At 73.9% G+C, this 21,780-nt stretch carries 21 protein-coding genes, 1 tRNA gene and 1 pseudogene; 12 read left to right on the forward strand and 11 right to left on the reverse strand.

Annotated elements, in window-relative coordinates; genetic code table 11:
• Positions 1-12 precede the first annotated feature (12 nt).
• On the reverse strand, positions 13-1,395 hold the full coding sequence (locus ACFVFS_RS15025) for a hypothetical protein (RefSeq protein WP_380624069.1): 1,383 nt from the start codon (positions 1,393-1,395) through the stop codon (positions 13-15).
• A gap of 332 nt (positions 1,396-1,727) precedes the next feature.
• Here ACFVFS_RS15025 and ACFVFS_RS15030 point away from each other — a divergent pair, with 332 nt between their 5' ends.
• Complete coding sequence (locus ACFVFS_RS15030) at positions 1,728-2,303, forward strand: nucleosidase (RefSeq protein ID WP_380624071.1); 576 nt, start codon at positions 1,728-1,730, stop codon at positions 2,301-2,303.
• 103 nt (positions 2,304-2,406) lie between these two features.
• On the opposite strand, the gene ACFVFS_RS15035 is transcribed toward ACFVFS_RS15030, so the two are convergent.
• Complete coding sequence (locus ACFVFS_RS15035; protein ID WP_380624073.1) at positions 2,407-2,922, reverse strand: RICIN domain-containing protein; 516 nt, start codon at positions 2,920-2,922, stop codon at positions 2,407-2,409.
• A gap of 235 nt (positions 2,923-3,157) precedes the next feature.
• Between ACFVFS_RS15035 and ACFVFS_RS15040 the strand changes: the two genes are divergently transcribed.
• Both ACFVFS_RS15040 and ACFVFS_RS15045 read left to right on the forward strand, forming a co-directional pair.
• On the forward strand, positions 3,158-3,682 hold the full coding sequence (locus ACFVFS_RS15040; RefSeq protein ID WP_380624075.1) for a DinB family protein: 525 nt from the start codon (positions 3,158-3,160) through the stop codon (positions 3,680-3,682).
• Positions 3,683-3,829: 147 nt separating this feature from the next.
• Complete coding sequence (locus ACFVFS_RS15045; protein WP_380624078.1) at positions 3,830-5,236, forward strand: trypsin-like serine peptidase; 1,407 nt, start codon at positions 3,830-3,832, stop codon at positions 5,234-5,236.
• Between the two features lie 68 nt (positions 5,237-5,304).
• Here ACFVFS_RS15045 and ACFVFS_RS15050 read toward each other — a convergent pair whose 3' ends face one another.
• Positions 5,305-6,234: a sigma-70 family RNA polymerase sigma factor gene (locus ACFVFS_RS15050; RefSeq protein ID WP_380624080.1), complete on the reverse strand. Its 930-nt coding sequence runs from the start codon at positions 6,232-6,234 to the stop codon at positions 5,305-5,307.
• 102 nt (positions 6,235-6,336) lie between these two features.
• Between ACFVFS_RS15050 and ACFVFS_RS15055 the strand changes: the two genes are divergently transcribed.
• Positions 6,337-7,179: an SDR family oxidoreductase gene (locus ACFVFS_RS15055; RefSeq protein WP_380624082.1), complete on the forward strand. Its 843-nt coding sequence runs from the start codon at positions 6,337-6,339 to the stop codon at positions 7,177-7,179.
• On the opposite strand, the gene ACFVFS_RS15060 is transcribed toward ACFVFS_RS15055, so the two are convergent.
• Entirely contained in the window at positions 7,166-7,789 is a 624-nt protein-coding gene (locus tag ACFVFS_RS15060; protein ID WP_380624084.1) for a cysteine hydrolase family protein, read from the reverse strand. The two genes, ACFVFS_RS15055 and ACFVFS_RS15060, sit on opposite strands and share 14 nt — an antisense overlap.
• A gap of 86 nt (positions 7,790-7,875) precedes the next feature.
• Here ACFVFS_RS15060 and ACFVFS_RS15065 point away from each other — a divergent pair, with 86 nt between their 5' ends.
• The 3 genes from ACFVFS_RS15065 (at position 7,876) to ACFVFS_RS15075 (ending at position 11,147) form a co-directional block, all read left to right on the forward strand.
• Positions 7,876-8,868, forward strand: coding sequence for a GlxA family transcriptional regulator (locus tag ACFVFS_RS15065; protein ID WP_380624086.1), 993 nt, complete (start codon positions 7,876-7,878; stop codon positions 8,866-8,868).
• Positions 8,869-9,040: 172 nt separating this feature from the next.
• Complete coding sequence (gene gltX / locus ACFVFS_RS15070; protein WP_376096730.1) at positions 9,041-10,417, forward strand: glutamate--tRNA ligase; 1,377 nt, start codon at positions 9,041-9,043, stop codon at positions 10,415-10,417.
• A 229-nt stretch (positions 10,418-10,646) separates the two neighbouring features.
• Positions 10,647-11,147 (forward strand): cupin domain-containing protein, encoded by a 501-nt coding sequence (locus ACFVFS_RS15075; protein WP_380624088.1) that lies wholly within the window; start codon positions 10,647-10,649, stop codon positions 11,145-11,147.
• A 57-nt stretch (positions 11,148-11,204) separates the two neighbouring features.
• Here the strand turns inward: ACFVFS_RS15075 and ACFVFS_RS15080 are convergent, their stop codons facing one another.
• Positions 11,205-11,498, reverse strand: a complete 294-nt coding sequence (locus ACFVFS_RS15080) for a hypothetical protein (RefSeq protein ID WP_380624090.1) — start codon at positions 11,496-11,498, stop codon at positions 11,205-11,207.
• A 141-nt stretch (positions 11,499-11,639) separates the two neighbouring features.
• Entirely contained in the window at positions 11,640-12,113 is a 474-nt protein-coding gene (locus ACFVFS_RS15085; RefSeq protein WP_380624092.1) for a hypothetical protein, read from the reverse strand.
• A gap of 283 nt (positions 12,114-12,396) precedes the next feature.
• Here ACFVFS_RS15085 and ACFVFS_RS15090 point away from each other — a divergent pair.
• Together ACFVFS_RS15090 and ACFVFS_RS15095 are read left to right on the forward strand one after the other, a co-directional pair.
• Positions 12,397-12,510: pseudogene (locus ACFVFS_RS15090) on the forward strand (DUF397 domain-containing protein); the annotation flags it as partial.
• A gap of 28 nt (positions 12,511-12,538) precedes the next feature.
• Positions 12,539-12,622: transfer RNA gene (locus tag ACFVFS_RS15095), tRNA-Leu, on the forward strand.
• A gap of 48 nt (positions 12,623-12,670) precedes the next feature.
• Here ACFVFS_RS15095 and ACFVFS_RS15100 read toward each other — a convergent pair.
• Positions 12,671-13,807 (reverse strand): serine hydrolase domain-containing protein, encoded by a 1,137-nt coding sequence (locus ACFVFS_RS15100; RefSeq protein WP_380624095.1) that lies wholly within the window; start codon positions 13,805-13,807, stop codon positions 12,671-12,673.
• A gap of 148 nt (positions 13,808-13,955) precedes the next feature.
• On the opposite strand from ACFVFS_RS15100, the gene ACFVFS_RS15105 reads away from it, so the two are divergent.
• Both ACFVFS_RS15105 and ACFVFS_RS15110 read left to right on the forward strand, forming a co-directional pair.
• Positions 13,956-15,182, forward strand: a complete 1,227-nt coding sequence (locus ACFVFS_RS15105; RefSeq protein WP_380624097.1) for a sensor histidine kinase — start codon at positions 13,956-13,958, stop codon at positions 15,180-15,182.
• Complete coding sequence (locus ACFVFS_RS15110; protein WP_380624099.1) at positions 15,179-15,850, forward strand: response regulator; 672 nt, start codon at positions 15,179-15,181, stop codon at positions 15,848-15,850. Before ACFVFS_RS15105 ends, ACFVFS_RS15110 begins: the two co-directional genes overlap by 4 nt.
• A gap of 66 nt (positions 15,851-15,916) precedes the next feature.
• Here the strand turns inward: ACFVFS_RS15110 and ACFVFS_RS15115 are convergent, their stop codons facing one another.
• Positions 15,917-17,737: a CocE/NonD family hydrolase gene (locus tag ACFVFS_RS15115; RefSeq protein ID WP_380624101.1), complete on the reverse strand. Its 1,821-nt coding sequence runs from the start codon at positions 17,735-17,737 to the stop codon at positions 15,917-15,919.
• 94 nt (positions 17,738-17,831) lie between these two features.
• On the reverse strand, positions 17,832-18,473 hold the full coding sequence (locus tag ACFVFS_RS15120) for a TetR/AcrR family transcriptional regulator (protein WP_380624102.1): 642 nt from the start codon (positions 18,471-18,473) through the stop codon (positions 17,832-17,834).
• Positions 18,474-18,588: 115 nt separating this feature from the next.
• Between ACFVFS_RS15120 and ACFVFS_RS15125 the strand changes: the two genes are divergently transcribed.
• Positions 18,589-19,641, forward strand: coding sequence for an alpha/beta fold hydrolase (locus ACFVFS_RS15125; RefSeq protein ID WP_380624104.1), 1,053 nt, complete (start codon positions 18,589-18,591; stop codon positions 19,639-19,641).
• A 24-nt stretch (positions 19,642-19,665) separates the two neighbouring features.
• Here ACFVFS_RS15125 and ACFVFS_RS15130 read toward each other — a convergent pair whose 3' ends face one another.
• Both ACFVFS_RS15130 and ACFVFS_RS15135 read right to left on the reverse strand, forming a co-directional pair.
• Entirely contained in the window at positions 19,666-20,535 is an 870-nt protein-coding gene (locus ACFVFS_RS15130) for a DUF3592 domain-containing protein (RefSeq protein ID WP_380624106.1), read from the reverse strand.
• A 37-nt stretch (positions 20,536-20,572) separates the two neighbouring features.
• The gene (locus ACFVFS_RS15135) at positions 20,573-21,676 is read right to left on the reverse strand and encodes a hypothetical protein (protein WP_380624108.1); all 1,104 of its coding nucleotides are present in this window, start codon (positions 21,674-21,676) and stop codon (positions 20,573-20,575) included.
• Positions 21,677-21,780 lie beyond the last annotated feature (104 nt).

Genomic DNA, 21,780 nt, shown 5'->3' on the forward strand with positions numbered 1-21,780 from the left:
TCCGTCCCCCCTCTACCGGTACTCGGCCAGTCGCCGGCCGAGGCCGCCCAGCGCCGCGGCCGCTGCCGCCAGGCCCAGGGCCGCGACCCCCGCGGCGGCGGTGCGCAGGTCCTCGTCGACGCCCAGCGCCGAGTCCCGGAACCGGCCCTCCTCCAGCACCGCGGCCTGGGCCAGTTCCCGGTCGGCGGCGATGAACGAGGCGTCGGCCGTCCGCGGCGCGTCCGCCTCCTTGGCCGTCACGGTGGCGTCCAGCGCGGCCTGGTAGTCCCCCTGGTTCTCCAGCGCGGTCGCCGCGGTGTGCCGGTCGGTCCACTGCTGGTAGTCGCGCAGCGCCAGTTCGACCGTGGCCCGGGCGTCCGCGGGGGCCATCGCCTCGGCCTGCGCGAGGGTGCCGGCGACGGCGGCACCGGCCTCGGCGGGGCGGGTGTACAGCCGGCCGGTGGTCTCCGACCAGAGCTTCGAGTAGGTGGAGCTTGAGCCGCGCGACACGTAGTGCAGGTTCTCCGCCAGCCGGGCGGTCAACACGTCCACCCGGGCCGCGTTGAGCGCCCGCAGCGGTGCGCCCCCCTCGCGTTCGCCGCGCCCGAGCGCCGAGTCGGCGCCGGTCGCGCTCACGGTCAGCCAGAGCACCGCCGCCAGGACGGACGCGGAGGCGGCCAGCAGGCCGATGTTGAAGACCCGGTTGGTCCGCCGGAACAGCGCCAGCTGCACCCAGGCCAGGGCCAGCAGCGCCACCACCCCCAGCGCGTACCCGGCCCACGGGGTGGCCCGGGCGTCCGCGATGTCGTCGGCCAGCACCTCGTTCTGGGCGGCCGACAGCCGGGCGGCGGCCGGCAGCAGCTCGGTGCGCATCTGCTGGGACGCGTACCGCTGGTAGGCGCCGCCGAGCGGGAAGCCCTGCCGGTTGTTGGCCCGGGCGGTCTCCACCAGCCCCGCGTACACCGGCACCTTCTGGTTCAGCGTGGAGAGCAGTTCCTGGAGGCCCGAGGAGGTGGTGGCGCGCGAGGCGGCCTCGGAGATCAGCTGGGAGGCGGTCCTGAGGTCCTGCTCGTAGCGCTCCCGGACCGCGCGCGGTTCGGCGCCCGCCAGCAGGAAGCCGGACGCCGCGGTGGCGTCCGCGTCGGCCAGCGAGCGGTTGATGTCGGCGGCGGCCTGGCTGAGCGGCTGGCTGGAGCCGACCACCCGCTCGGCCGCCGCGGCCCGGGAGTTCAGCTGCACGGCGGTCAGGGCGCCGAACGCGAGGGTCAGCACCGCGAGCAGCGTCCCGGCCAGCCGCAGCCGTCCCGGCGCCGTCCGGGTCGCCCGTGCCAGCCGGGTGGCCGGCCCGGGCCGCCGGACCTCCGGTTCCGTGCCGCCGGACCGCGGCGCGGGCGGTTCCGGCCTCTCGATACGCACCGGTGTCGCCACCAGCCTCCCCCTCCCCTGTGGCCCGCCCTCCGTCTCCGGGGCCCGGCCGTTGCCAGCAGTATGGCCGTCACTTCCGGCGGCCACACCCGAGTTGCGCGGATCTTGAACTGTGCGTCCCCACCGTGCTCCGTGACTCCCGGCCCCCGCTCCGGGCCGCCCCCGGGGCGTGGGGCGGGCGGCGAACGGGTCGACGCGGCACGCACCCTACGCGGTTCCCGGAGGTTCCGGAGGGTTGGGGTCCGTTTCCGTCGGGCGCACACCCCGGCCTTGGGGCGGTTCGTGGGCCGGTGCGACGGCCGGGCCGTCCGTACGATGGCGGCATGCGTCTTCTGGGAACGATTTCCGCCGACCGACCGCTGCTCGTCGTCGCCGTCCGGGAGGAGGCCGCCCACCTCGGCGACCACCTGCCGGTCCTGCTCACCGGCATCGGCAAGGTCAACGCCGCCGCCGCTCTGGCCACCGTCCTCGCCGAGGGCCCGCACCCCTCCGAGATCGTCAACCTCGGGACCGCAGGCGCCCTGCGCCCGGGTTGGGAGGGCACCCACACCGTCACCCAGGTGATCCAGCACGACCTCGACACCCCGACCCTCTACGCCCTGACCGGCCGCACCTACGGCGCCCCGCTGGTCGTCGGCAAGGGCGACGGGCCGGTGCTGGCCACCGGCGACCTCTTCGTCTCCGACCCGGCCGCCCGCGACCGCCTCGCCGAGCACGCCGACCTCGTCGACATGGAGGGCTACGCCGTCGCCACCGTCGCCCACCGGGCCGGCCTGTCGGTCCGGCTGGTCAAGCACGTCAGCGACGAGGCGGGCGACGGCGCCGGCCACACCTGGCGGGAGACCGTCGACGGCTGCGCCCGCCACCTCGCCGACTGGCTGCACTCCCAGGGCTGGTGAACCGGAGGGCGGACGCCGGACGGGGCCGGTGGCGGTCCTTCCGCCACCGGCCCCGTCCGCCGGGAGCCCGGGATTCCCGGGCTGCGCCTACCGGGCCGCCCGATCAGGCCTGCCAGTACTGGTCCTTGTAGTAGCCGCAGTCGTACTGCATCGCGACCGCTCCCTCGGTGTTGCCCTGGACCACCAGGCACTGGGTGGTGCCCGCCTTCTGGTACCAGACCGAGCCGTTGCCGCCCGGCACCGGGATGGCCGACCACTGCTGGTCCGCCAGCCCGGTGCAGGTGTACACGAAGGCCTGGGCGCCCGGGTTGTTCGTCTGGACGGTCAGACAGCCGTTGCTGCCGAAGAACTTGTTGCGGATCTCGCCCGTCGTGTTCGCCGCGGGGACGGACCAGCTCTGGTCGTCGTAGTTGCCGCACTGGGTCAGTGTGGCGAGGGAGCCCCGGCTGCCGTTGGCCAGCACCACCAGGCAGCGGGGCGCCGAGACCCAGGTGGCCAGGCCGTAGTGGCCGGGAGGGTTGATCACGCTGTCGCCGCTCGCGGCGGCGGGCGACACGGGGAGCAGGGTGGCCGCGACGGCGGCAATGGGCGTCAGGACGCCGAGAAGCTTCTTCGTCATGGAACGGGTCCGTCTCTTTCCGTCGGGTGTGTCCGTTGGGCGGATGCTTCGTACGGAGAGCGCGGCCACGTCCTCGGGCCGGAACGCTAGCAGCGGGATCGTCGGCGGGATACCCGGGCTTTTGCATGATTGTTCATCAATTTGTGGTCGATACAGGTTTATCGGAGGCGACTGAATTCGGCCGAACCCGAGCGGACCTGGCCGGAGGCCGGGGGCGGGTCCTACGCTGGCGGGCGTGACCGATGACACCGCCGACACCGCGCGCGGGCGTACCGATCTGCGTCCGCCGGGGATCAACGCCGACGAGCACAGCACGCTGCTCTCCTTCCTCGACTACCTGCGCACCTGCGTGATCGCCAAGACCGAGGGGCTCTCCGACGAGGACGCCCGGCGGCCCGGCGTCGCCTCCGGGACCAGCCTGCTCTGGCTGGTGCGCCACCTCACCGCCGTCGAACTCAACTGGTTCCTCTGGGCCTACCGGGGCGACGACGTCGAGCTGTGGGACGACGACGCGCCCTCTCCGGGCGACGAGACGGTGGCGGAGTCGGTCGCCGCGTACCGGGCGGCGATCGCCCGCGCCAACGCGGTGATCGCCTCGGCGGCCGACCGCATCGACCGCCCCGGAGCGCGCTCGCTGCGCCCCAACGCCGAGGCGCCGTCGATGCGTTGGCTGCTGGTGCACATGATCGAGGAGACCGGCCGGCACGCCGGTCACGCCGACATCCTCCGTGAGCGGCTGGACGGTTCGGTCGGCCGCTGACGGGGGTGGGTGGGCGCGCGGCTGACGGACAGTGGAATACTCCCCCGCGCAGTTCCCGGCGCCGCTCCGGCGGCGCCGGGTTTTTTCACACAGGGGGAACAGAAGGTCATGTCATCGTCTGACAGAAATGTTGGCCGCCGTCGCGGCGTGCGCACCGCCCGGACGGCCCTGGGGGCCTCGGCGCTCGCGCTGACGCTGCTCACCACCGCCGCCTGCGGGCCCGACAACAGCTCGGCCGACTCCGCCGCGACCGCGGCGCCGGGCGCCGGTGCGGCGCCGAACCTCGGACTGCCGGCCAACCTCGACGATCTGAAGAAGTGGAAGTTCGAGGACTGGGAGAAGTGGGCGAAGGACTACGCCCTCCCGGCCGCCGCCAAGGGCTTCTGGACGCTGGACAAGCTGCTCAAGGCCAAGCCCGACGAGCCCCTCGCGCCGCCGGCGCCGCCCGCGGCCCCGCCCGCCCAGCCGTCGGCGCAGCCGGGCGGGCCGACCCAGCCCGGTGCACCGTCCGCGCCGGCATCCGCCCCGAGCGGCAAGCCGCCGGTGGGCCAGCCGACGCAGCCGGGCCACCCGACGCCGCCGCCCGCGCCGCCGAAGCCGTCCGGCACGCAGCAGCCGGCCTCGCAGGCCCCGGCGCAGCCGCCCGCGCAGCCGGCGCAGCCCGCCCAGCCGTCGCAGGCCCCGGCGCAGCCGTCGGCCCAGCCCACCCAGCCGCCGGCCCAGCCCGCCGACAACGGCAACGACCCGCTGCCCAGGACCGTCAACGCCCAGCCGCTGCCGCACCCGTACACCAAGCCGGGCGTGCACGGGAAGGTGTTCGCCGACAAGCCGGGCAGCGGCGCCGACGCCGCCGCCGGGCTCAACCACTACCAGTGCTCCGCCACCGTGGTCGCCGACCCGGCCCACCCCGGCAAGAGCAACCTGGTGTGGACCGCGGGCCACTGCGTCCACCAGGGCAAGGGCGGCACGTACTACAGCAACATCTCCTTCATCCCGGCGTTCAACAGCACCGGCGCGCTGAGCGGCGGCAAGCAGGCCGAGGAGGCCCAGTACGCGCCGTTCGGCGTCTGGAACGCCACCCAGGCGGTGACCTCCCCGCAGTGGAAGGCCGAGGGCGGCGACGGCGGCTCCCCGGCCACCCACTACGACTTCGCGGTCATCCGCGTGCAGCCCGCCGACGGCGGCAAGTCGCTGGAGGAGGCGGTCGGCGGCGCGGTGCCGGTCTGGTTCAACGCCCCGCGCGACCAGCTGGGCATCACCGAGTACGGCTACCCGGCGGCCCCGCCGTTCGACGGCATGGAGCTCAACCGCTGCGAGAGCGGCAGGCCGACCCGGCTGTCGTACGATCCGGCCCGCCCGCCGATGCTCGCCATCGGCTGCACCATGACCGGCGGTTCCAGCGGCGGCGGCTGGCTGGCGGTGAAGGACGGCAAGCCGGCGCTGGTCAGCAACGTCTCGGTCGGCAAGCACACCGGCGACCCGAAGTTCCAGGCCGGTCCGTACCTGGACGACGTCGCGGCCGGCGCGTACGACTTCATCTCCAAGAAGGGCTGAGGCCCGGCCGCCCCCGCGCACCTGGCCGGTGCGCGGGGGCGGCCGTCGTCCCGGCGCGGCGGCCCCGCTCAGTCCGCGAACGCCGCGAGGTCGAGCGCGGCCAGCCGGTCCGGGTCGCTGAGCACGTCGATCGCCGTGATCACGCCGTCCACCACGGTGAACGCCATGATCGACACCGGTCGGCCGTTGGCGCCGATCACCACCACGCCCGCCGCGCCGTTGATCAGCGCCGGGCGCGCGTACGGCGACAGGCCGCGGAACATGACCGCCTGCCCCGCGACCGTCCGGGCGCCCCGGAGCAGCACCGGACGCCGCTCCCGGCCGGCGTCGCCGTCGGCCCGCAGCACGACCTCCGGGTCGAGGACGACGAGCAGCGCGTCGAGGTCCCCGGTGCGGGTGGCGGCGAAGAACGCGTCGACGGCCACCCGCTGGCGCGCGAGGTCCCGGTCCGGCGCGGGCGCCCGGCCCTGCACCTTGCGGCGGGCCCGGCTGGCCAGCTGGCGGGTCGCGGCCGCCGTCTTCTCGATCAGCGGGGCGATCTCCTCGAAGGGCACGGCGAACATGTCGTGCAGCACGAAGGAGACCCGCTCGGCGGGGGAGAGCGACTCCAGCACCACCATCAGCGCCAGCCCGACCGAGTCGGCGAGCAGCACCTCCTGCTCCGGGTCCGGCGCGTCCGCCCGCCCGATCAGCGGGTCCGGTATCCGCGGCGGCGGCTCCTCGCCGCCCGCCTCGGTCCGCGACTCGAAGGACTCCTCACGGCGCTGCGCGCGCGAGCGCAGCTGGGTGAGGCAGAGCCGCCCGATCACCGTGGTCAGCCAGCCGCCCAGGTTCTCCACCTCGGCGGTGTCGGTGCGGTCGTAGCGCAGCCAGGTGTCCTGGACGGCGTCCTCCGCCTCGGCGAGCGAGCCGAGCATCCGGTAGGCGACGGCCCGCAGGTGCGGCCGGTGCGCCTCGAACAGGTCCGCGGATCCGGCGGCCGGATCTTTCTCTTCCACCCGTGTCACATTCCTTCGTCGCCGTCAGTCAAAGCTCCGGAACCACGAAACCTAGCGGCTCCACCGGAGGCCCGGCCTCCGGCCGGCGAAGGAGAGACGATCATGACGAACCCGAACCCGAACCCGAACCCGAACGCGAGCGGCGCCCCCGTCCTGGTGACCGGCGGCACCGGCACCCTCGGCCGGCACGTGGTGCCGCTGCTGCGGCGCGCGGCGGGCCGGGAGGTCCGGGTGCTCACCCGCAAGCCCCGCCCGGCCGCCGACGGCGTCGCGTACGCGGCCGGCGACCTGCTGACCGGGGAGGGCGTGGACGCGGCCCTGGCCGGTGTCGAGGTGGTCCTGCACCTGGCGGGAGACGCCAAGCACGACGAGGCCACCACCCGCACCCTGGTCGACGCCGCCCGCCGGGCCGGGGTGCGGCACCTCGTCTACATCTCGGTGATCGCCGCCGACCTGGTGCCGCTGGGCTACTTCCGGGCCAAGCACGCCGCCGAGCGGATCGTCGCCGGCTCGGGCATCCCCTTCACCACGCTGCGCGCCGCCCAGTTCCACGACCTGACGCTCAAGACGGCCGCCGCGATGGCCAAGCTGCCCGTCGTCCCGGTGATCGACGGGATCCGCTGGGAGCCGGTGGACGCCCGGGACGTCGCCGAGCGCCTGGTCCGACTGGCCCTGGACGCCCCCGCCGGAGCGGTCACGGACCTCGCCGGCCCGGCCGTGCGCTCGCTCGGCGACCTGACCCGCGACTACCTGGCGGCCGCCGGCAGGCGCCGCCCGGCGCTGCCGCTGCGCGTCCCCGGCAAGGTGGGCCGCTGCTACCGGGAGGGCGTCAACCTGGCCGCGCCCGGGGCCGACCGGGGCGCCCGCAGCTGGGAGGCCTTTCTCGCCGAGGCCTTCCCGGCGGGTGCGGCCGCGGTCGGCCCCGGCCGGGTCAGGACCAGCTGACGGCGGCCGGCTCGCCGGTCTTCGCCGCCGTGGCCACGGCCTCGGCGGTCACCACCTTGGCGAACCGCATCGCGTGCAGCACCGTCGCCGTGGCGCGGGCGAGTTCGGCGGCGGGGACGGTCACGCCGTCCGGGCCGGTCAGGTCGAAGGCGTGCATGGCGTCGATCGGGAAGACCGCGTCGTAGCCGAGGTTGCCCGCCATCCGGGCCGTGGTCTCGTTGCACACGTTGGTGATGATCCCGGTGATCACCACCTGCCGGGCACCCCGCTCCTGGAGCCAGGCGTGCAGGTCCGGGGTGCCGTAGAAGGCGCTGTTCACGGTCTTGGTGATGTGCAGGTCGGGCGTGATCGCCGCGACGAAGTCCTTCAGCTCGTAGCCGGGGGTGCCGGTCGCGAGCGGGCCGGAGGGGGAGGCGTGCTGCACGGTCACCACCGGCCGTCCGGTGGCCTGCCACACGTCGATCAGTTCGCCGATCCGCTGCTCGGCACCGGGGTTGTCGCGTCCGCCCCAGAACGCGGTGTCCTCGAAGCCCTTCTGGACGTCGATGACGACCAGGACGGCGTCGGAGTCGATGGTGAGCGGGGCGTCGAGGGCGCTGGTGTTCGTCATGCGTCCATCCTGCGGCGGGCCCGGGCCGCCCCGTGAGCGGCAGTGGAGCCACCCATCGATACGATCCCGCCACTACCATCCTGCCCATGCGGACGGTGGGATGCGTGATCTTCGACGGTGTCCGGGCCTTCGACTACGCCGTGATCGGCGAGGTCTGGGCCAACCGGGAGAGCCGCCCCGGCCTGCCCGCGTTCGATCTGCGGATCTGCGGACCGGCCGGCGCCCGGGTCCGGTTCGGCGGCGGGCTGGAGCGCGTCCCGGACTTCGGGCTGGACGCGCTGGCCGACTGCGACCTGGTCGTCGTGCCCGGCACGGAGCGGCCCGACGAGCCCGGGGACCCCGCCGTCCTCGCCGCGCTGCGCACCGCCCACGAGCGGGGCGTCACCCTCGCCTCGCTCTGCGCGGGCGCCTTCCTGCTCGCCGGGGCCGGCCTCCTGGACGGCCGCACCGCCACCACCCACTGGGCCTTCACCGACCTCCTGGCCCGCCGGTTCCCGGCGGTGGACGTCCGCCCCGAGGTGCTGTTCACCGGCGAGGACCGGCTCTGGACCTCGGCCGGGGTGGCGGCCGGCATCGACCTCTGCCTGCACCTGGTCCGCGCCGCCCACGGCGAGCGGGCGGCCGCCGCCATCGCCCGCGCCATGGTCACCGCACCGTTCCGCTCCGGCGGCCAGGCCCAGTTCATCCCCTCCCCGGTCCCGCGGCCCACCGACACCGACGATCCGCTCGCCCGCGTCCGCACCGAGGTCCTCGCCGCCCTGGACACCCCCTGGACCGTCCGCCGGATGGCCGCCCTCGCGGTGATGTCCGAACGCACCTTCGCCCGCCGCTTCACCGCCGGCACCGGCACCACCCCGCTGCGCTGGCTCCTCGACCAGCGGATCCTCACCGCGCAGCGCCTCCTGGAGGACACCGACCTCCCGGTCGACGCGGTCGCCACCCGCTGCGGCTTCTCCTCCGCCGTCTCCCTCCGCCCGCCCTTCACCGCCCGCCTCGGCATCCCTCCCCGCGAGTACCGCCGCGCCTTCCGCGGCCGGGAGCCGGTGGCGTCCGGACGGGAGTCCGACCAAGCGCCGTAGGGGGCTGTCCGGCGTGGCGGGCGATCGCCCCGGACGCCGCGCAGGGGGTCGTGCCGCGGGGGCGGGACGGGGGTGGGCGTGCCGGGCACCCCGCCCCGGCCCGATACCCTTGGGTTTCATGACCTCGGTATCCCGTCCCCTCCGCGTCCGTTTCGCTCCGAGCCCCACCGGCATGTTCCACGTCGGCGGTGCCCGCTCGGCGCTGTACAACTGGGCGACGGCACGACAGCAGGGCGGTGTCTTCGTCCTGCGGATCGAGGACACCGACGCGGCCCGCAACAAGCCCGAGTGGACCGACGGCATCATCAGCGCCCTCGCCGCGATCGGCATCCACGAGGGCGACCCGGGCTTCGAGGGCCCGTACTTCCAGTCCGCCAACGCCGACAGCCACCGCGCCGCCGCCGAGAAGCTGTACGCGGCCGGCCGCGCCTACTACTGCGACTGCACCCGCGAGCAGGCCGCCGAGCGCTCCGGCTCCGCCCAGACCGGCTACGACGGCTTCTGCCGCGAGCGGGGCCTGGAGTACGCCGAGGGCCGCGCGCTGCGCTTCCGCACCCCGGACGAGGGCACCACCGTCGTGGTGGACCTCATCCGCGGCGAGCCGGCCTTCCCGAACTCCGCGATCGAGGACTTCGTGATCGCCCGCGGCGACGGCAGCCCGGTGTTCCTGCTGGCCAACGTGGTCGACGACCTGGAGCAGGGCGTCACCGAGGTCATCCGCGGCGAGGAGCACCTGTCGAACACCCCGAAGCAGCAGCTGCTGTGGGAGGCGCTCGGCGCCACCCCGCCGGTCTGGGCGCACCTGCCGGTGATCGTCAACGAGAAGCGGCAGAAGCTGTCCAAGCGCCGCGACAAGGTGGCGCTGGAGGACTACCTGGCCGAGGGCTACCTGCCCGAGGCGATGGTGAACTACCTGATGCTGCTGGGCTGGGGCCCGAAGGACGACGTCGAGATCCGCCCGTACGCCGAGCTGGAGCAGCTGTTCCGGATCTCGGAGGTGAACGCCGCCTCGGCCTTCTTCGACGTGCAGAAGCTGCGCTCGTTCAACGGCGAGTACATCCGCGCGCTGTCGGTCGAGGAGTTCATCGCCGCGACCGCGCCGTACCTGGCCGCCGACCGGGCGCCGTGGCCGGCCGAGTCCTTCGACGCCGCGGCCTACGCCGAGCTGGCGCCGCTCGCGCAGTCCCGGATCGCGGTGCTGGGCGAGATCGTCGAGCAGGTCGACTTCCTGTTCCTGGCCGAGCCGGTCCAGGACGAGGCGTCCTGGGCGAAGGCGATGAAGAACAAGGACGTCGCGCTGGCCCTGCTGCGCACCGCCCGCGAGAAGCTCGCCGCCGTGGAGGCCTTCGAGGCCGCCGCACTGAAGGAGGAGCTGGAGGCCGTGGCAGCCGAGCACGGGCTGAAGCTGGGCAAGGCGCAGGCGCCGATCCGGGTCGCGGTCACCGGCCGCACGGTGGGTCTGCCGCTGTTCGAGTCGCTGGAGGTGCTGGGCCGCGAGCGGACCCTGGCCCGTCTGGACGCGGCGGCGGAGCGCCTGGCCGCCGCCTGACGGCAGCGCTTCCCCGAGGGCCGCACCCCGCGTCGGCGAGGTGCGGCCCTCGGGCGTTCCGGGCGCGGGCCGACGGTGCGGCACGCCCCGCCACCCCTGCCGGGCCGGAAATTGACCCATGATTCCGAGGGGGAAATGCACCTCGGGAAGGGTCGATCGAGTCCCTAGAGTGATCATCACAAGGTCGCGGCAGGGGAAGCCGGGACCACCCGAGACCGGGGAGACCACCGTGAACGCCGCACCGCTGAAGCCGCTGCTGACCCGCGCCGCCACCGCCGAGACCACCAGTGACCCGAGCAGCGTGATGACCCTGCTCGCCGACTGCGGAACCGGCGGCAGCCCGATCACCAGCTACCGCTCCACCTTCGCCAAGGGCGCGGTCGGTGCTCCGGCCCACTTCCACACCCGGGCCTCCGAGCTGTTCTTCGTGATCGGCGGCTCGCTCCAGGTCCTGCTGGACGACGAGGTCGAACTGCTCGGCGCCGGCGACCTCCTGCTCGTCCCTCCGCACACCCCGCACGCCTTCGCCGCCGCCCCCGGCTCCGAGGCCGACGTCCTGTTCGTCTTCACCCCGGGCATGCCGCGCTTCGACTACCTGCGCCTGCTCGGCCGGGTGATGCGGGGCGAGGCGAGCCCGCAGGAGATCAAGGACTCCTCCGAGCTGTACGACAACCACTACGTGGACAGCCCGAAGTGGCGCGCCACCCTGGAGGCGGCCGCCGGTGCCTGAGCACGGGACGGCGGCCGCGCGGAGAGTCGGCCGGGCCGGCTTCCTGCGCAGCCGAGGTCACCTGACGAACACGGAGGAGCCGAACTCCTGGGTCGTGCCGCCGCCGGGGGGAACGACCGCGATCACGCTGCCGGTGCAGTTCGGACCGCTGTAGACGAGGGCGGTCCCGTCGGTCTCGTTGAACACGATGAGCGGAACGATCGACGAGTTGTAACAGCCGCTCGGGTCGGTGATGACGGTGCTGGGCGCGATGACGAGCTTCCCGGTGGCGGCGAGGGCCGTGCCCGGCAGGGTCAGGGCCATCGCCCCGGCGGCGGCCAGTGCGCCGAGGACGGTCGTGAGGCGTCGCATGGTGACTCCTAAGGGGTGGGTGTCAGGGGCTTCGGTGCCCCGAACACAACTTCTCCGCCGGTGGGAGCGGCCGCAATCCGCGCGCGCCGAGCGGGCGATGCGGATACCCGCGAATGGGTGCGCCGCCCAGGGGGCCCGCGGCTATCGGCTGTGGAGGTGGCTGTCCGGGAAGTCGGCCGGCTCGCGCATCACCAGGGCGGAGAGCACGGGCCAGTAGGCCGTCAGCCCGGTCACCACGACGCAGCCGGTGTCGTGGGGGAGCCGGGGGAGGCGGGCGGTGAAGCAGTCCAGGTGGTGATGGACGTGCACGGGGATCAGCAGCGAGTCCAGGCGGATGTCCCGGCCGAGGTGGGGCGGGTCGGCGGTGAGACCGTCCGTGCGGCGCTCGCTGTTGGCCAGGAAGTTCCACAACGCGGTTACCGGGTCGATGAGTTGCCTGGACGTGGACACCGCGGCCACCGGCTCGTTGTCCGGCAGGTGATAGGTGAGCTCGACCTGGAGGAGGCCCTCGTCGGAACCGTGTCGCCCCATCGCGAGAGGCCAGTCGGCGGGCGCGTCGCGCAGGACGGCCACCGGCTCGCCGAACGCCAGCGCCGTCTCCCGGTCCGTGGGCATGCGGAAGTCCTTCGGGGGCCTACCTCGCAACAACGGTGCCTCCACGTGTAGTTGGTCGATCGAGCCTAACGGCCGTCGGGCGGCGTGAAGGCGGCCCGGATGATGCGCTCGCCGACCGGATTCATGCCCGCGCCCTTGGCGTCGAGCGCGTTCACCGAGTGGACGAGGGTGCGGGACAGGTCCCGGGTCGCCGTGATGAGCGTGCTGTAGCCGGGCCGGGATCCGGTCTTGAGTCAGACGACCTGTCCGACGCCCGGGTCGTTGTGGCGCTGCAGCCCGGCGTGACTCCAAGGACCCCTCCGGGCAGGTCCTCCTCTTCCCCTCCACCTCCTGGCAGTCCTTCCTCATCTCCCTCCGGGACGGCTCCCTCCCCGTTGGTCAGGACCACCCCTGGTGATGGGCTACTATTTACCCATCACCCAGTTGCGCGGGTGGCGGAATAGGCAGACGCGCTGGATTCAGGTTCCAGTGCCCGAAAGGGCGTGGGGGTTCAACTCCCCCCTCGCGCACACAGGGAACGGCCGGTCGATCTTCGGATCGACCGGCCGTTCTGTTTCTCAGCGGCAGAGGGCCGTGTCCACGACGCTCTCCAGGTGCTTCGTGGTGGCCCCGTCCACGGGGATGCTCGTCACCGTGATGTTGGCGGCGCGGCCGTCCTCGGTCACCCCGCCCCGGGTCTCGTAGCCGGGGATGTCGCCGCCGTGGCCCCAGTAGGCGCCGCCGCACGACAGGGGCCTGCTGATGATGCCCAGCCCGTAGCCGGCGCCGCTGTCGCCGATGGGCACGGTGGTGCGCATCTGGGCGAGCTGCGCCGCCGGGAGGAGGCGGCCGGCCAGGAGCTCGGAGAAGAACCGGTTGAGGTCGGCGTTGGTGGAGATCATCTGGCCCGCCGCCCAGGCCGCGGACGGGTCGAGTTCCGTGATGTCGCGCAGGGGCTCGCTCGCCGACTCCCGGGTGTACCCCTTCGGGTGGGGCTCCCGGATGCTCCGGTCGCCGGCGGCGGGGAAGGAGGTGTGCCGCAGCCCGAGGGGCTGGAGGATCCGCCGCCCGATCTCCTCGGCGAGGGGGCGGCCGGTGACCTTCTGGATGATCAGGCCGACCAGCACGTAGTTGGTGCTGCTGTACGCGAACTTCGCCCCGGGGTCGAAGTCGGCCTTGTGCCGGAAGGCGACGTCCAGGATGTCGCGCGGTTCGAAGTACCGGTTGCGGATGTCCGCCTCGCTGATGTCGCCCTCGTACTCGGGCAGTCCGCTGGTGTGCTGGAGGAGCTGGCGGACGGTGATGCCGCGTCCGTCGATCCCCTCCCCGCGCACGAGGCCCGGCAGGTAGGTCTCGACCGGCTCGTCGAGACCGATCCTCCCCTCGCCCACCAGCTGCAACGCGACCACCGCGGTGAACGTCTTGGTGTTGCTGCCGATCCGGACCTGGCCGTCCCCGGGCACCTTCGCGCCGGTGGCCAGGTCGCCGACCCCCGCCGTGTAGGTGCGGGTGCGGCCGGTACGGTCCTTGACGCTCGCCAGCGCGGCGGGCAGGCCGTCGTCACGCACCAGCGCGTCAAGACCCCGCTGGACGGTGTCGGGCCGGGCGGCGGCGGATGCGGCGGGCGACGCGAGGACGCCCGCCGTCATGGCGGCGACAGCCATCGCAACTGCGGCCGACCGGGAACGAAGCCTGGGCTTCGACTGCTCACGCATGGGTCAACTCCTGAGGAATCGCTGGGAGAAGTGGTAGCGACACGATCATGGGATCCGAGGCCCGCGGGGCGCATCGCGGAATAGCGGGAAGCGTGGATCCCTCGATCGGGGGAGGCCGCCGCCGGGCCGCCCGCCCATACTGGCGATCATGATCAGGGGAATCCGGCCGCTGCTGAGCGGCTCCACGTACACGGGTGTGCTGTTCGCCTTCGGCGGCGCGTTGGCGAGCCTTCCGCTGCTGCCGTTCGCCGTGCTGCCGGCGCTGCTGTGGGGTTCCGCTCCGTACGCGGTGCAGGCGGGGCTGACCCTGCTGGCCTGGGCACTGCTGATCGGTCTGGTCGGTCTGACCCGCACCACCCGGCGGGTGCTGATCGTCTCCGCCCGCCGCCTGCTGAGGGTGCCGCTGGCGGATCCGGCGGCCGGCCGGCGGTCCGCCGCGGACCGGCTGCGGACTCCGCTCTGGTTGCTGCTGCACGCGGGACTGGGGTGGTCGGGAGCGCTGCTGGCCGGTCTGCTGCTGCTCCTGGGCCTGTCGCTGCCGGGGAGTTGGCTCGGCGGCAGCGCCCGGCTGAACCTGTTCGACCGGTCGGTGGATCTCGCGGACAGCTGGTGGAGCTGGCCGGTGGGAGTCGGCTGCGTGCTGCTGGCGGCGGTGGTGTGCGCGCTGGTGACGGGCGCGCTGCGGTGGTCGGCGCCCCGGTTGCTGGGACCGTCGGCGGCCGAGCGGCTGGCGCTGGCGGCCGAACGGGAGCTGCTGCTGGCCGAACGCAACCGGCTGGCCCAGGAGTTGCACGACTCGATCGGACACACCCTGACGGCGGCCACCATCCAGGCCGCGGTGGCGGGCGAGGTGCTCTCCGCCGACCCGGCGGCGGCGCGGGCCGCCATGCGCAGCATCGAGGAGTCGGCCCGGGCCGCGCTGGAGGACCTGGACTACGTGCTGGGTGTGCTGCGCGAGGAGCAGGCGGGGACGGCGCCGGTCCGCACCCTGGCCGACCTGCCCGAACTGCTGGAGCGGCTGCGGCATGCGGGCGCGGTGGTGGAGCCGGTCGTTTCGGGCGAGTTGGCGCAGGTGCAGGGGACGGTTTCCCGGGCCGCGTACCGGATCCTCCAGGAGGGGCTGACCAACGCCCTGCGGCACGGGGCGGGCGGTCCGATCGAGGTCGGGGTGGTGGCGTCGCCGGACGCGCTGGAGCTCAGGGTGGTCAATCGGACGGCGGTCGGGCCGGTCATGAGTGCCTTCCCGACGTCCGGGCACGGCCTGCCCGGGCTGGCCGAACGGGTGCGGTTGCTGCACGGCGAGTTCGAGGCCGGCCCGGACGGGCCGCAGCACTGGCGGCTGGCGGTCCGACTGCCGGTCCGGGCGGCGGTGTGACTCCCGCCGCCGCCGTCGAGCTGCTGATCGCGGACGACGACGAGGTGACCCGCAGCGGTCTGCGCACGCTGCTCGCGGCGCAGCCGGGGATCACCGTGGTCGGGGAGGCCGCCGACGGCGTCGAGGCGGTCGAGCGGGCGCGGCTGCTGCGGCCGGACGTGGTCCTGATGGACGTGCGGATGCCGCGCCTCAATGGGATCGAGGCCACCCGGCAGCTGCTGGCCGACCGGTCTGCCGAACCGCCGAAGGTCGTGGTGATCACCACCTTCGAGAACGACGGCTACGTCACCGCCGCACTCGGCGCCGGAGCGAGCGGCTTCGTGCTCAAGCGGCTCCCGGTCCGGCAGATCGCGGAGGCGGTGCGGGTGGTGGCCGCGGGGGAGGCGATCCTCTTCCCGGCGGCGCTGCGCCGGATGGTCGCCGCCCGCCCGCTGGACTCCGCCGAGGCGCTGCCGAGGGCGGCGCTGACGGGGCGGGAGGAGGAGGTGCTGCGGCTGATGGCCACCGGCCTGTCCAACCCGGAGATCGCGCAGTCGCTGGTGGTGAGCCTGGAGACGGTGAAGACGCACGTCGGCAACGTGCTGACCAAGCTCGGCGCGCAGAACCGGACCCACGCCGTGGTGATCGCCTACGAGTCCGGCCTGGTGGTGCCGGGGTTCGCGGGCTGACCGCGCGGAGAGCGGCCGGCCGGTCCCCGGACCGACCGACCGCTCTCCGCCTCCCGGCGGGGCGGCTCAGCCGAGCGGCAGCTGCAGCAGGGCCTCCTCGCGGCTCAGCGAGCCGACGGTGGTCCTGGTGGTGCTGCCCTCGGTGCCGACGAAGGAGTAGAGCCGGTCGCGACTGTTGACGACCAGGGCGAGGCGGTGGCCGTCGCGCAGGTCGTAGGCGGCGGGCTGGAGCGTCCAGTCGACGGTCCGCTCCGTGCCGGCGCTCAGACCGGTGACGGTCTTGGGCTCGTGGGTGATGATCCGGGCGGAGCCGTCCGGATCGAGGTCGAAGAGGTAGGCGACCAGGGACGCGGCGTCGCCCTGGTCGGTGCCCACGGCGAGCCGGAGCCGGGCGGCGCCGCGGATGCGGCGCCCGCCCGCCAGCGGCTCGGTCGTCCAGACCAGCAGTCGGTCGCGCTCGAAGCCGGCCGGGTCGTAGGCCTTGGGGTTGCCGAACCACTCGGCCTGCCCGGTCTCCATGATGTCGTCCATCGCGGTGGCGCCGGTCTCGGTCCCGGCGGTGAACGGGCGGCTCCAGCCAGCGGACGGCTTGTCGGACAGGGTGCCGTCGCCGTTGCCGTTGCCGCCGCCCAGGAACCACGCCTCGGTGTCGAAGGTGGCCCCGGACCAGGAGTCGAGCGGTTCGCGCCGGGCCGCCTTGGTGATCCGCCGGCCGCCGCCGATGGCCGGGGCGGTCTCGTAGGTGAACATGACCTGGCTGTTGACCACCGGCCAGGTCGGCACCTCGGTGGGTTTGCCGAGCAGGTGGTGGTCGAGCCAGGTGAAGGCCTCCAGGGTCGGTGTCAGCGCGCCGACGAAGGGCGCGCCGCCCGGGAAGCCGGTGAAGCCGAGGCCTTCGGGGGCGCCGTGGTCGCCGATCCACAGGTTCAGGTGCTTGGGGACGGTGAGCTGCTCGAAGGTGGCGATCGCCTCGCCGGCCGGGAACAGGCTCTCGTGCCAGGTGTTCGAGTAGAAGGTCGGGATGTTCCGGTCGTTGGTGCGGCCGACGAAGGTCTCGGGGGAACGCCGGGTGCCCCAGGCCACCACCTCCTCCATCTCCTCCCCCTTCAGGAAGTTCTGGAGGATGCGCCAGGTCTCCTCGTCGAACCTCTCGTGCTCCCTGCCCTCCTCGGCCCCGGTGAACCTGATCAGCAGCTCGACGGCCTTCAGGTGCCGGGTGCCGTTGTCGTAGAGGCTGGTGGCGAGGTTGCCCCAGGTGCTCAGCGCGACCACGGCGGCGACCCGGTCCTGGGGGTCGTGCGCGGCGACCAGCTGGCTGATCCCGGAGCCGTAGGACAGGCCCAGGAAGCCGACCTTGTTCGGCGAGAACAGCCCCTCCGCGTGGTCGATCACCAGCGAGCCGTCCGCCCGGTCGACCGGTCCGGCGACGTCGATGAGCCCGTTGGAGCTGTAGAGCTCGCCCGGCGCACCGAACCCCCGGGGGGTGTAGGCGAGCACGTGGTAGCCGCGTGCGGCCAGGGAGAGGTAGCCGACCAGGAACGGCAGCCAGCCGTAGGGGTTCCAGCCGGCGGGCACGATGACGACCGGGCGCGGCTCCGAGGTCTTCTGCCGGATCGCGAAAGCGGAGAGGCTGATCTCCTCCGTCACGGGAATGCGTGGGAAGGTGACCCCGGCCTCCCGCAGGATCTGCTCCACCAGCTTCCGCAGCTCCTCGGGGAGCGTGGCGGCCGGGGCCGTGCCCTGGAGGGCCGCGAGCAGCGCCCGGGTGAGGGCGAGCACCGCCGGGTTGATGTCGAGGCTCGCACCGCGCCAGACGCCGTTCGCGGCGATGTCGGCGAGTGTCGCGTCGGTGATCGCCGCGACCGGCTCTCCACCCTCGGCAGTCATATGAACTCCCCTTCCCTGGAAGGTCGGTGCGCCCGATGGGGCGCCGTCCAGGCGGATCATCGACCCGAGCGGGAAGGCGGAAACCGAGGGGCGGTCAGCTACACCCGAACGAGTGAGGGGAGGCGGGCGGCCCCTGACGCCCGCCCCGCAGCCCGTCCAGCACCAGGTCCGCCAGGCGCTCCGGCAGGTCCGGTTGGGCGACCGGGCGGTGGCCGAGCAGGGCGCGGGTCTGGAGCGGGGAGCAGAGCAGTTCCAGCGCCAGGGCCGTGTCGGTGCCCGCCGGGAGCTCGCCGCGTTCGACGGCCCGGGTGACGACGGCGCCGGCCTGGTCGAGGCGGGACTGCCAGAACGCCTGCCAGGCCTCGGCGAGGCCGGGGTCGTCCGAGCTCAGCGCGGCCGCCCGGGCGACCGCGCGGCCGGCCGGGGTGGCGAGGTACTCGGCCAGCGTGCGGGCGAAGGCGGCCAGGTCGGTGCGGACGGCTCCGGTGTCCGGGACGGGGATGCCCTCGGTGCTGCCGGCCAGCATGGCGTCCAGCACGAGCTTCTCCCGGCTGCCCCAACGCCGGTACACCGTCGTCTCGTTGACCCCGGCGCGGGCCGCGACCCCGGCGACGGTGAGCCGGGTGATGCCCTCCTCGGCCAGCAGGTCCATGGTGGCCGCCAGCACGGCCTGGCGGACGCGTGCGGCCCGGCCGCCCGGGCGGCGGCGGATCGGCTCCGCTTCTTCCTCGGTCATGTGTCGATCACCTCGGCCGCCACTTTAACGCAGTAGCACTTGCGTTTGCGTGCTGTCCGGGCGCATGGTTGCTAAAGCAAGAGTCCAGGCTTTAAGAACACCAGGAGGCACCACCATGTCCTTCACCTGGCCCCAGGACCCCCGGGACCTGTTCGTCGAGCGCTACCCGCAGATGACCCTCGGCCTTCCCGTCGACGAGGTGGACGCGGTCCGCGCCGCCGTCACCGAGATGTGGCCCGACCGGCCCGGCGGCTGGGTGCACGAGTGGTCCGCCCTCGCCGCCCGGCACGCCGCGGCGGGGCGCCACCGCCTGGCCGCGCAGGCGTACGGCTGGGCCAAGTTCCCCTCGCTCGCCGACGAGCCGAAGCGCACCGCGCTGGCCCGCCAGGTCGAGCAGTACGTACTCGCCGTGCCCGGCTTCCCGGTGGAGTTCGAGCGCCGCACCCTGACCGTCCCGTACCGCGGCGGTGAGGCCGTCCTGCCGGTCCACCTGATGGCCGCCCCCGGCCTGCCCGCCGACGCCCCGGTGGTGCTGGCCAGCGGCGGGGTGGACTCCTGGAAGACCGACCTGCACGGCATGTGGCAGCAGCTCGCGCTCGCCCTGCCGGCCCGGCTGCTGCTGTTCGACCTCGCCGGCACCGGCGAGACCTCCCACCTGCCGATGACCCCGGACGGTGGCGCCGAGGTGGTCGAGGGCCTGATCGCCTTCGCCCGCGCGCTCGGCAACGGGAAGGTCGGCCACTTCGGCATCTCGATGGGCGGCTACTACTCCGCCCGGACCGGACTGACCGGGGCGGTGGACGCCTCGGTGGTGCTCGGCGGCCCGGTGGAGCGGTCGTTCGCCGCCGGCCGCGGCTTCGCCTTCGGCATGGACGGCATCGTCGGCAACGCCCTGGGCTTCGACGCCATGCCGAGCGGGGCAGAGCTGGCGCGGGCCTTCGCCTCCTTCGACCTGCGGCCACTGCTGGACCGGGACCTCAACGGGCCGATGCTGGTGGTCAACGGCACCGAGGACGTGCACGTCCCGCTGGAGGACACCACGGTGTTCGAGGGCCGCCGGGACACCCGGGTCGTCCTGATCCCGGACACCGGCCACTGCGCCATCTCCCGCTTCGACGAGGCGACGGCCGTGATCGTCCCCTGGCTGGAGGACGCCCTGACCGGCTGACCCGGCCGGGGGCGGTCCCGCTCCTCAGACCCGCAGGAGCACCGCTCCCGCCACGGCGACGGCCGCGAGGACGGCGACCGCCAGCACGTGGAGGATCACGTCCCACTTCTCCGAGCGCTCCCCGGCCGAGCGGTCCAGCGTGAACTCGGCCGGGTCGGCGGCGGTGCAGTGGACGGTGACGTCACGGCCGTACGCGCCGGCCGGGTCCGGGAGGCCCGCCGTGCAGTGGGCCGTGACGGCGGTGCCCGCGCGGGTGGTGAACGAGAGGACCGGGGTGATCGTGGTCCTGACGTGGCCGTCGTCCTGGTCGACGCTGACGTCCCGCAGGACGGCGACGACCCGGCCCGGCACGGCCTCCATGGCGGCCAGCCTGGCGAGGCGGCCGTTCCTGTCCCGTACCGCCCGGGGCAGTTGGACGGCGCCGAGGACCGCCGCCGGTCCGCCGGAGCCGATCAGCGCCCACGGCCATCCCCGGTCGACCGCGGTCAGGGCCACCAGCCCGGCGTACACCAGGAAGACCGCGCAGCCGGCCCGGCCCAGCCCGCGCGTGCGCGGCTCGGGGGCGTTGGAGAACCGGTAGGCGTGCGGTCGGCCCCGCGGGTGGCTGACCCCGATCTCCCGGCCCTCCCACGCGGCGGTGATCAGCTCGCCGCGCTCGCCGTCGTTCGTCACGGTGACGTCCTGACCGGAGGCCGGGTCGCGGTAGGAGACCACCACCGATATGCCGCCGGCCCGGGACCCGCCGTGCCGGGGCGGCCGCACCTGCTCGATCCGCCCCGTGAGCCGGACCGTCCGCTGCGCCGCGGTCACGCCGGCCAGCGACATGCCGAACCAGACCAGCGCCGCCACGCCCCACACCGCACACCACAGCACCAGTGAGCCGTGCCAACCCATGTGCCCTCCTCCACCCGGTGGCCGACAGCCGGTCCGGTCAACCGCCGTTGCGCCGCAGCACCTTGCCCTGCCCGTCCGCCTCCAGGACCCCCGTGCCGCGCTCGCCGGTGACGGTGATCCTGAGCGTGGGGGAACCGGTGAGGCCGTCGGCGGTCAGCTGCCAGCTCCGCGGGGAGTCGACGCCCAGGGTGGTCCTGGCCTCCTCGACCAGCGCGGCGACGCGGTCGAAGGGCAGCGTACGCGGGTCGAATCCGGCGGCGCCCGTGCCGGCCGGGGAGTAGACGACCGTCAGCAGGCGGTCCTGCACGACCACGGTGAGCGCCTGGCGGTGGTCGGCACCCTGCGTCAACGACTCGACGGACCTGCGCAGTTCGCCCTGGTCGAGCATGGACCGGCCAGGACCGAGGGCGACCGTTCCGTTCGCCGACGTCACCGTGGTCGTGGTCGACGAGAAGGTGGACGAGAAGCTCGACGAGGAGGTGACGGACGTCTTCGGGGCGGCGCCGTCCGCGTCGGGGCCGAACAGGTCGGCGCGGAACAGCAGGAGGACGGCGCCGGTGCCGAGCAGCAGGCCGAGCAGGGTGAGGAGCCCGCCGGCGCAGCCGCGCAGGGGGTCCTCCTTCATGGCCGGTCCCGGCGCGGATTCCAGGACGGCGCGGGCCGCCCGCTCCTGCCACACCGGTGTCGGCCGTTTGACGATCCGCACCTTCCACGGCCGGTCCGGTGGGTACTCGACGACCACGATCCCGCGAGGCCGGTAGTCGGGAAGCTCGACCAGGTTGACGGCCTGCCGGAACTCGACGCGGTACGCGGGTGCGTCGTCCGGCGCGACGGTCAGTTCGAACCGCACCGGGACGTCGCTGTCCTCGCCCCCGAGGGCCTGCAGATTCTCGATCACCGCCACCGCCGTGCACGGCGCGACGGCCCGTTCGCGGGCCCGGCGCGGCAGGGTACCGAGGTAGTAGAGCAGGCCGAAGACCGTGGGCAGGACCAGGCCGAGGACGATCAGCGGGGTCTTCGCGGTGGCGCACCCGCCGATGAAGGCGGTCAGTGACGCCCCGACCACCCCGCCCGTCAGGAGGCCCAGGGCGAGGCCGCCGGGCGTGCCTCGCGTGGGTGGAACGCCCGCGTTGATCGCCATACGGCTGATTGTGCACGTCGTGGGTGACGGCCGACAGCCCTGCGGGCGACCTTCGTGCCCACGGCGGACGGCCGGCCGATCCGGGGATCGGCCGGCCGTCCGGC

Origin of the sequence: Kitasatospora sp. NPDC057692, assembly GCF_042799475.1 — a bacterium.
Classification (GTDB): Bacteria; Actinomycetota; Actinomycetes; order Streptomycetales; family Streptomycetaceae; genus Kitasatospora.

Excerpts from the sequence above, each read along its gene's own strand:
- ACFVFS_RS15135 (WP_380624108.1), bottom strand. The coding sequence starts at position 21,676 with ATGGCGATCAACGCGGGCGTTCCACCCACGCGAGGCACGCCCGGCGGC.
- ACFVFS_RS15105 (WP_380624097.1), top strand. The coding sequence starts at position 13,956 with ATGATCAGGGGAATCCGGCCGCTGCTGAGCGGCTCCACGTACACGGGT.
- ACFVFS_RS15130 (WP_380624106.1), bottom strand. The coding sequence starts at position 20,535 with ATGGGTTGGCACGGCTCACTGGTGCTGTGGTGTGCGGTGTGGGGCGTG.
- gltX (WP_376096730.1), top strand. The coding sequence starts at position 9,041 with ATGTTCCACGTCGGCGGTGCCCGCTCGGCGCTGTACAACTGGGCGACG.
- ACFVFS_RS15060 (WP_380624084.1), bottom strand. The coding sequence starts at position 7,789 with ATGACGAACACCAGCGCCCTCGACGCCCCGCTCACCATCGACTCCGAC.
- ACFVFS_RS15065 (WP_380624086.1), top strand. The coding sequence starts at position 7,876 with ATGCGGACGGTGGGATGCGTGATCTTCGACGGTGTCCGGGCCTTCGAC.
- ACFVFS_RS15080 (WP_380624090.1), bottom strand. The coding sequence starts at position 11,498 with ATGCGACGCCTCACGACCGTCCTCGGCGCACTGGCCGCCGCCGGGGCG.
- ACFVFS_RS15055 (WP_380624082.1), top strand. The coding sequence starts at position 6,337 with ATGACGAACCCGAACCCGAACCCGAACCCGAACGCGAGCGGCGCCCCC.
- ACFVFS_RS15100 (WP_380624095.1), bottom strand. The coding sequence starts at position 13,807 with ATGCGTGAGCAGTCGAAGCCCAGGCTTCGTTCCCGGTCGGCCGCAGTT.
- ACFVFS_RS15030 (WP_380624071.1), top strand. The coding sequence starts at position 1,728 with ATGCGTCTTCTGGGAACGATTTCCGCCGACCGACCGCTGCTCGTCGTC.
- ACFVFS_RS15115 (WP_380624101.1), bottom strand. The coding sequence starts at position 17,737 with ATGACTGCCGAGGGTGGAGAGCCGGTCGCGGCGATCACCGACGCGACA.
- ACFVFS_RS15120 (WP_380624102.1), bottom strand. The coding sequence starts at position 18,473 with ATGACCGAGGAAGAAGCGGAGCCGATCCGCCGCCGCCCGGGCGGCCGG.
- ACFVFS_RS15125 (WP_380624104.1), top strand. The coding sequence starts at position 18,589 with ATGTCCTTCACCTGGCCCCAGGACCCCCGGGACCTGTTCGTCGAGCGC.
- ACFVFS_RS15085 (WP_380624092.1), bottom strand. The coding sequence starts at position 12,113 with ATGCCCACGGACCGGGAGACGGCGCTGGCGTTCGGCGAGCCGGTGGCC.
- ACFVFS_RS15035 (WP_380624073.1), bottom strand. The coding sequence starts at position 2,922 with ATGACGAAGAAGCTTCTCGGCGTCCTGACGCCCATTGCCGCCGTCGCG.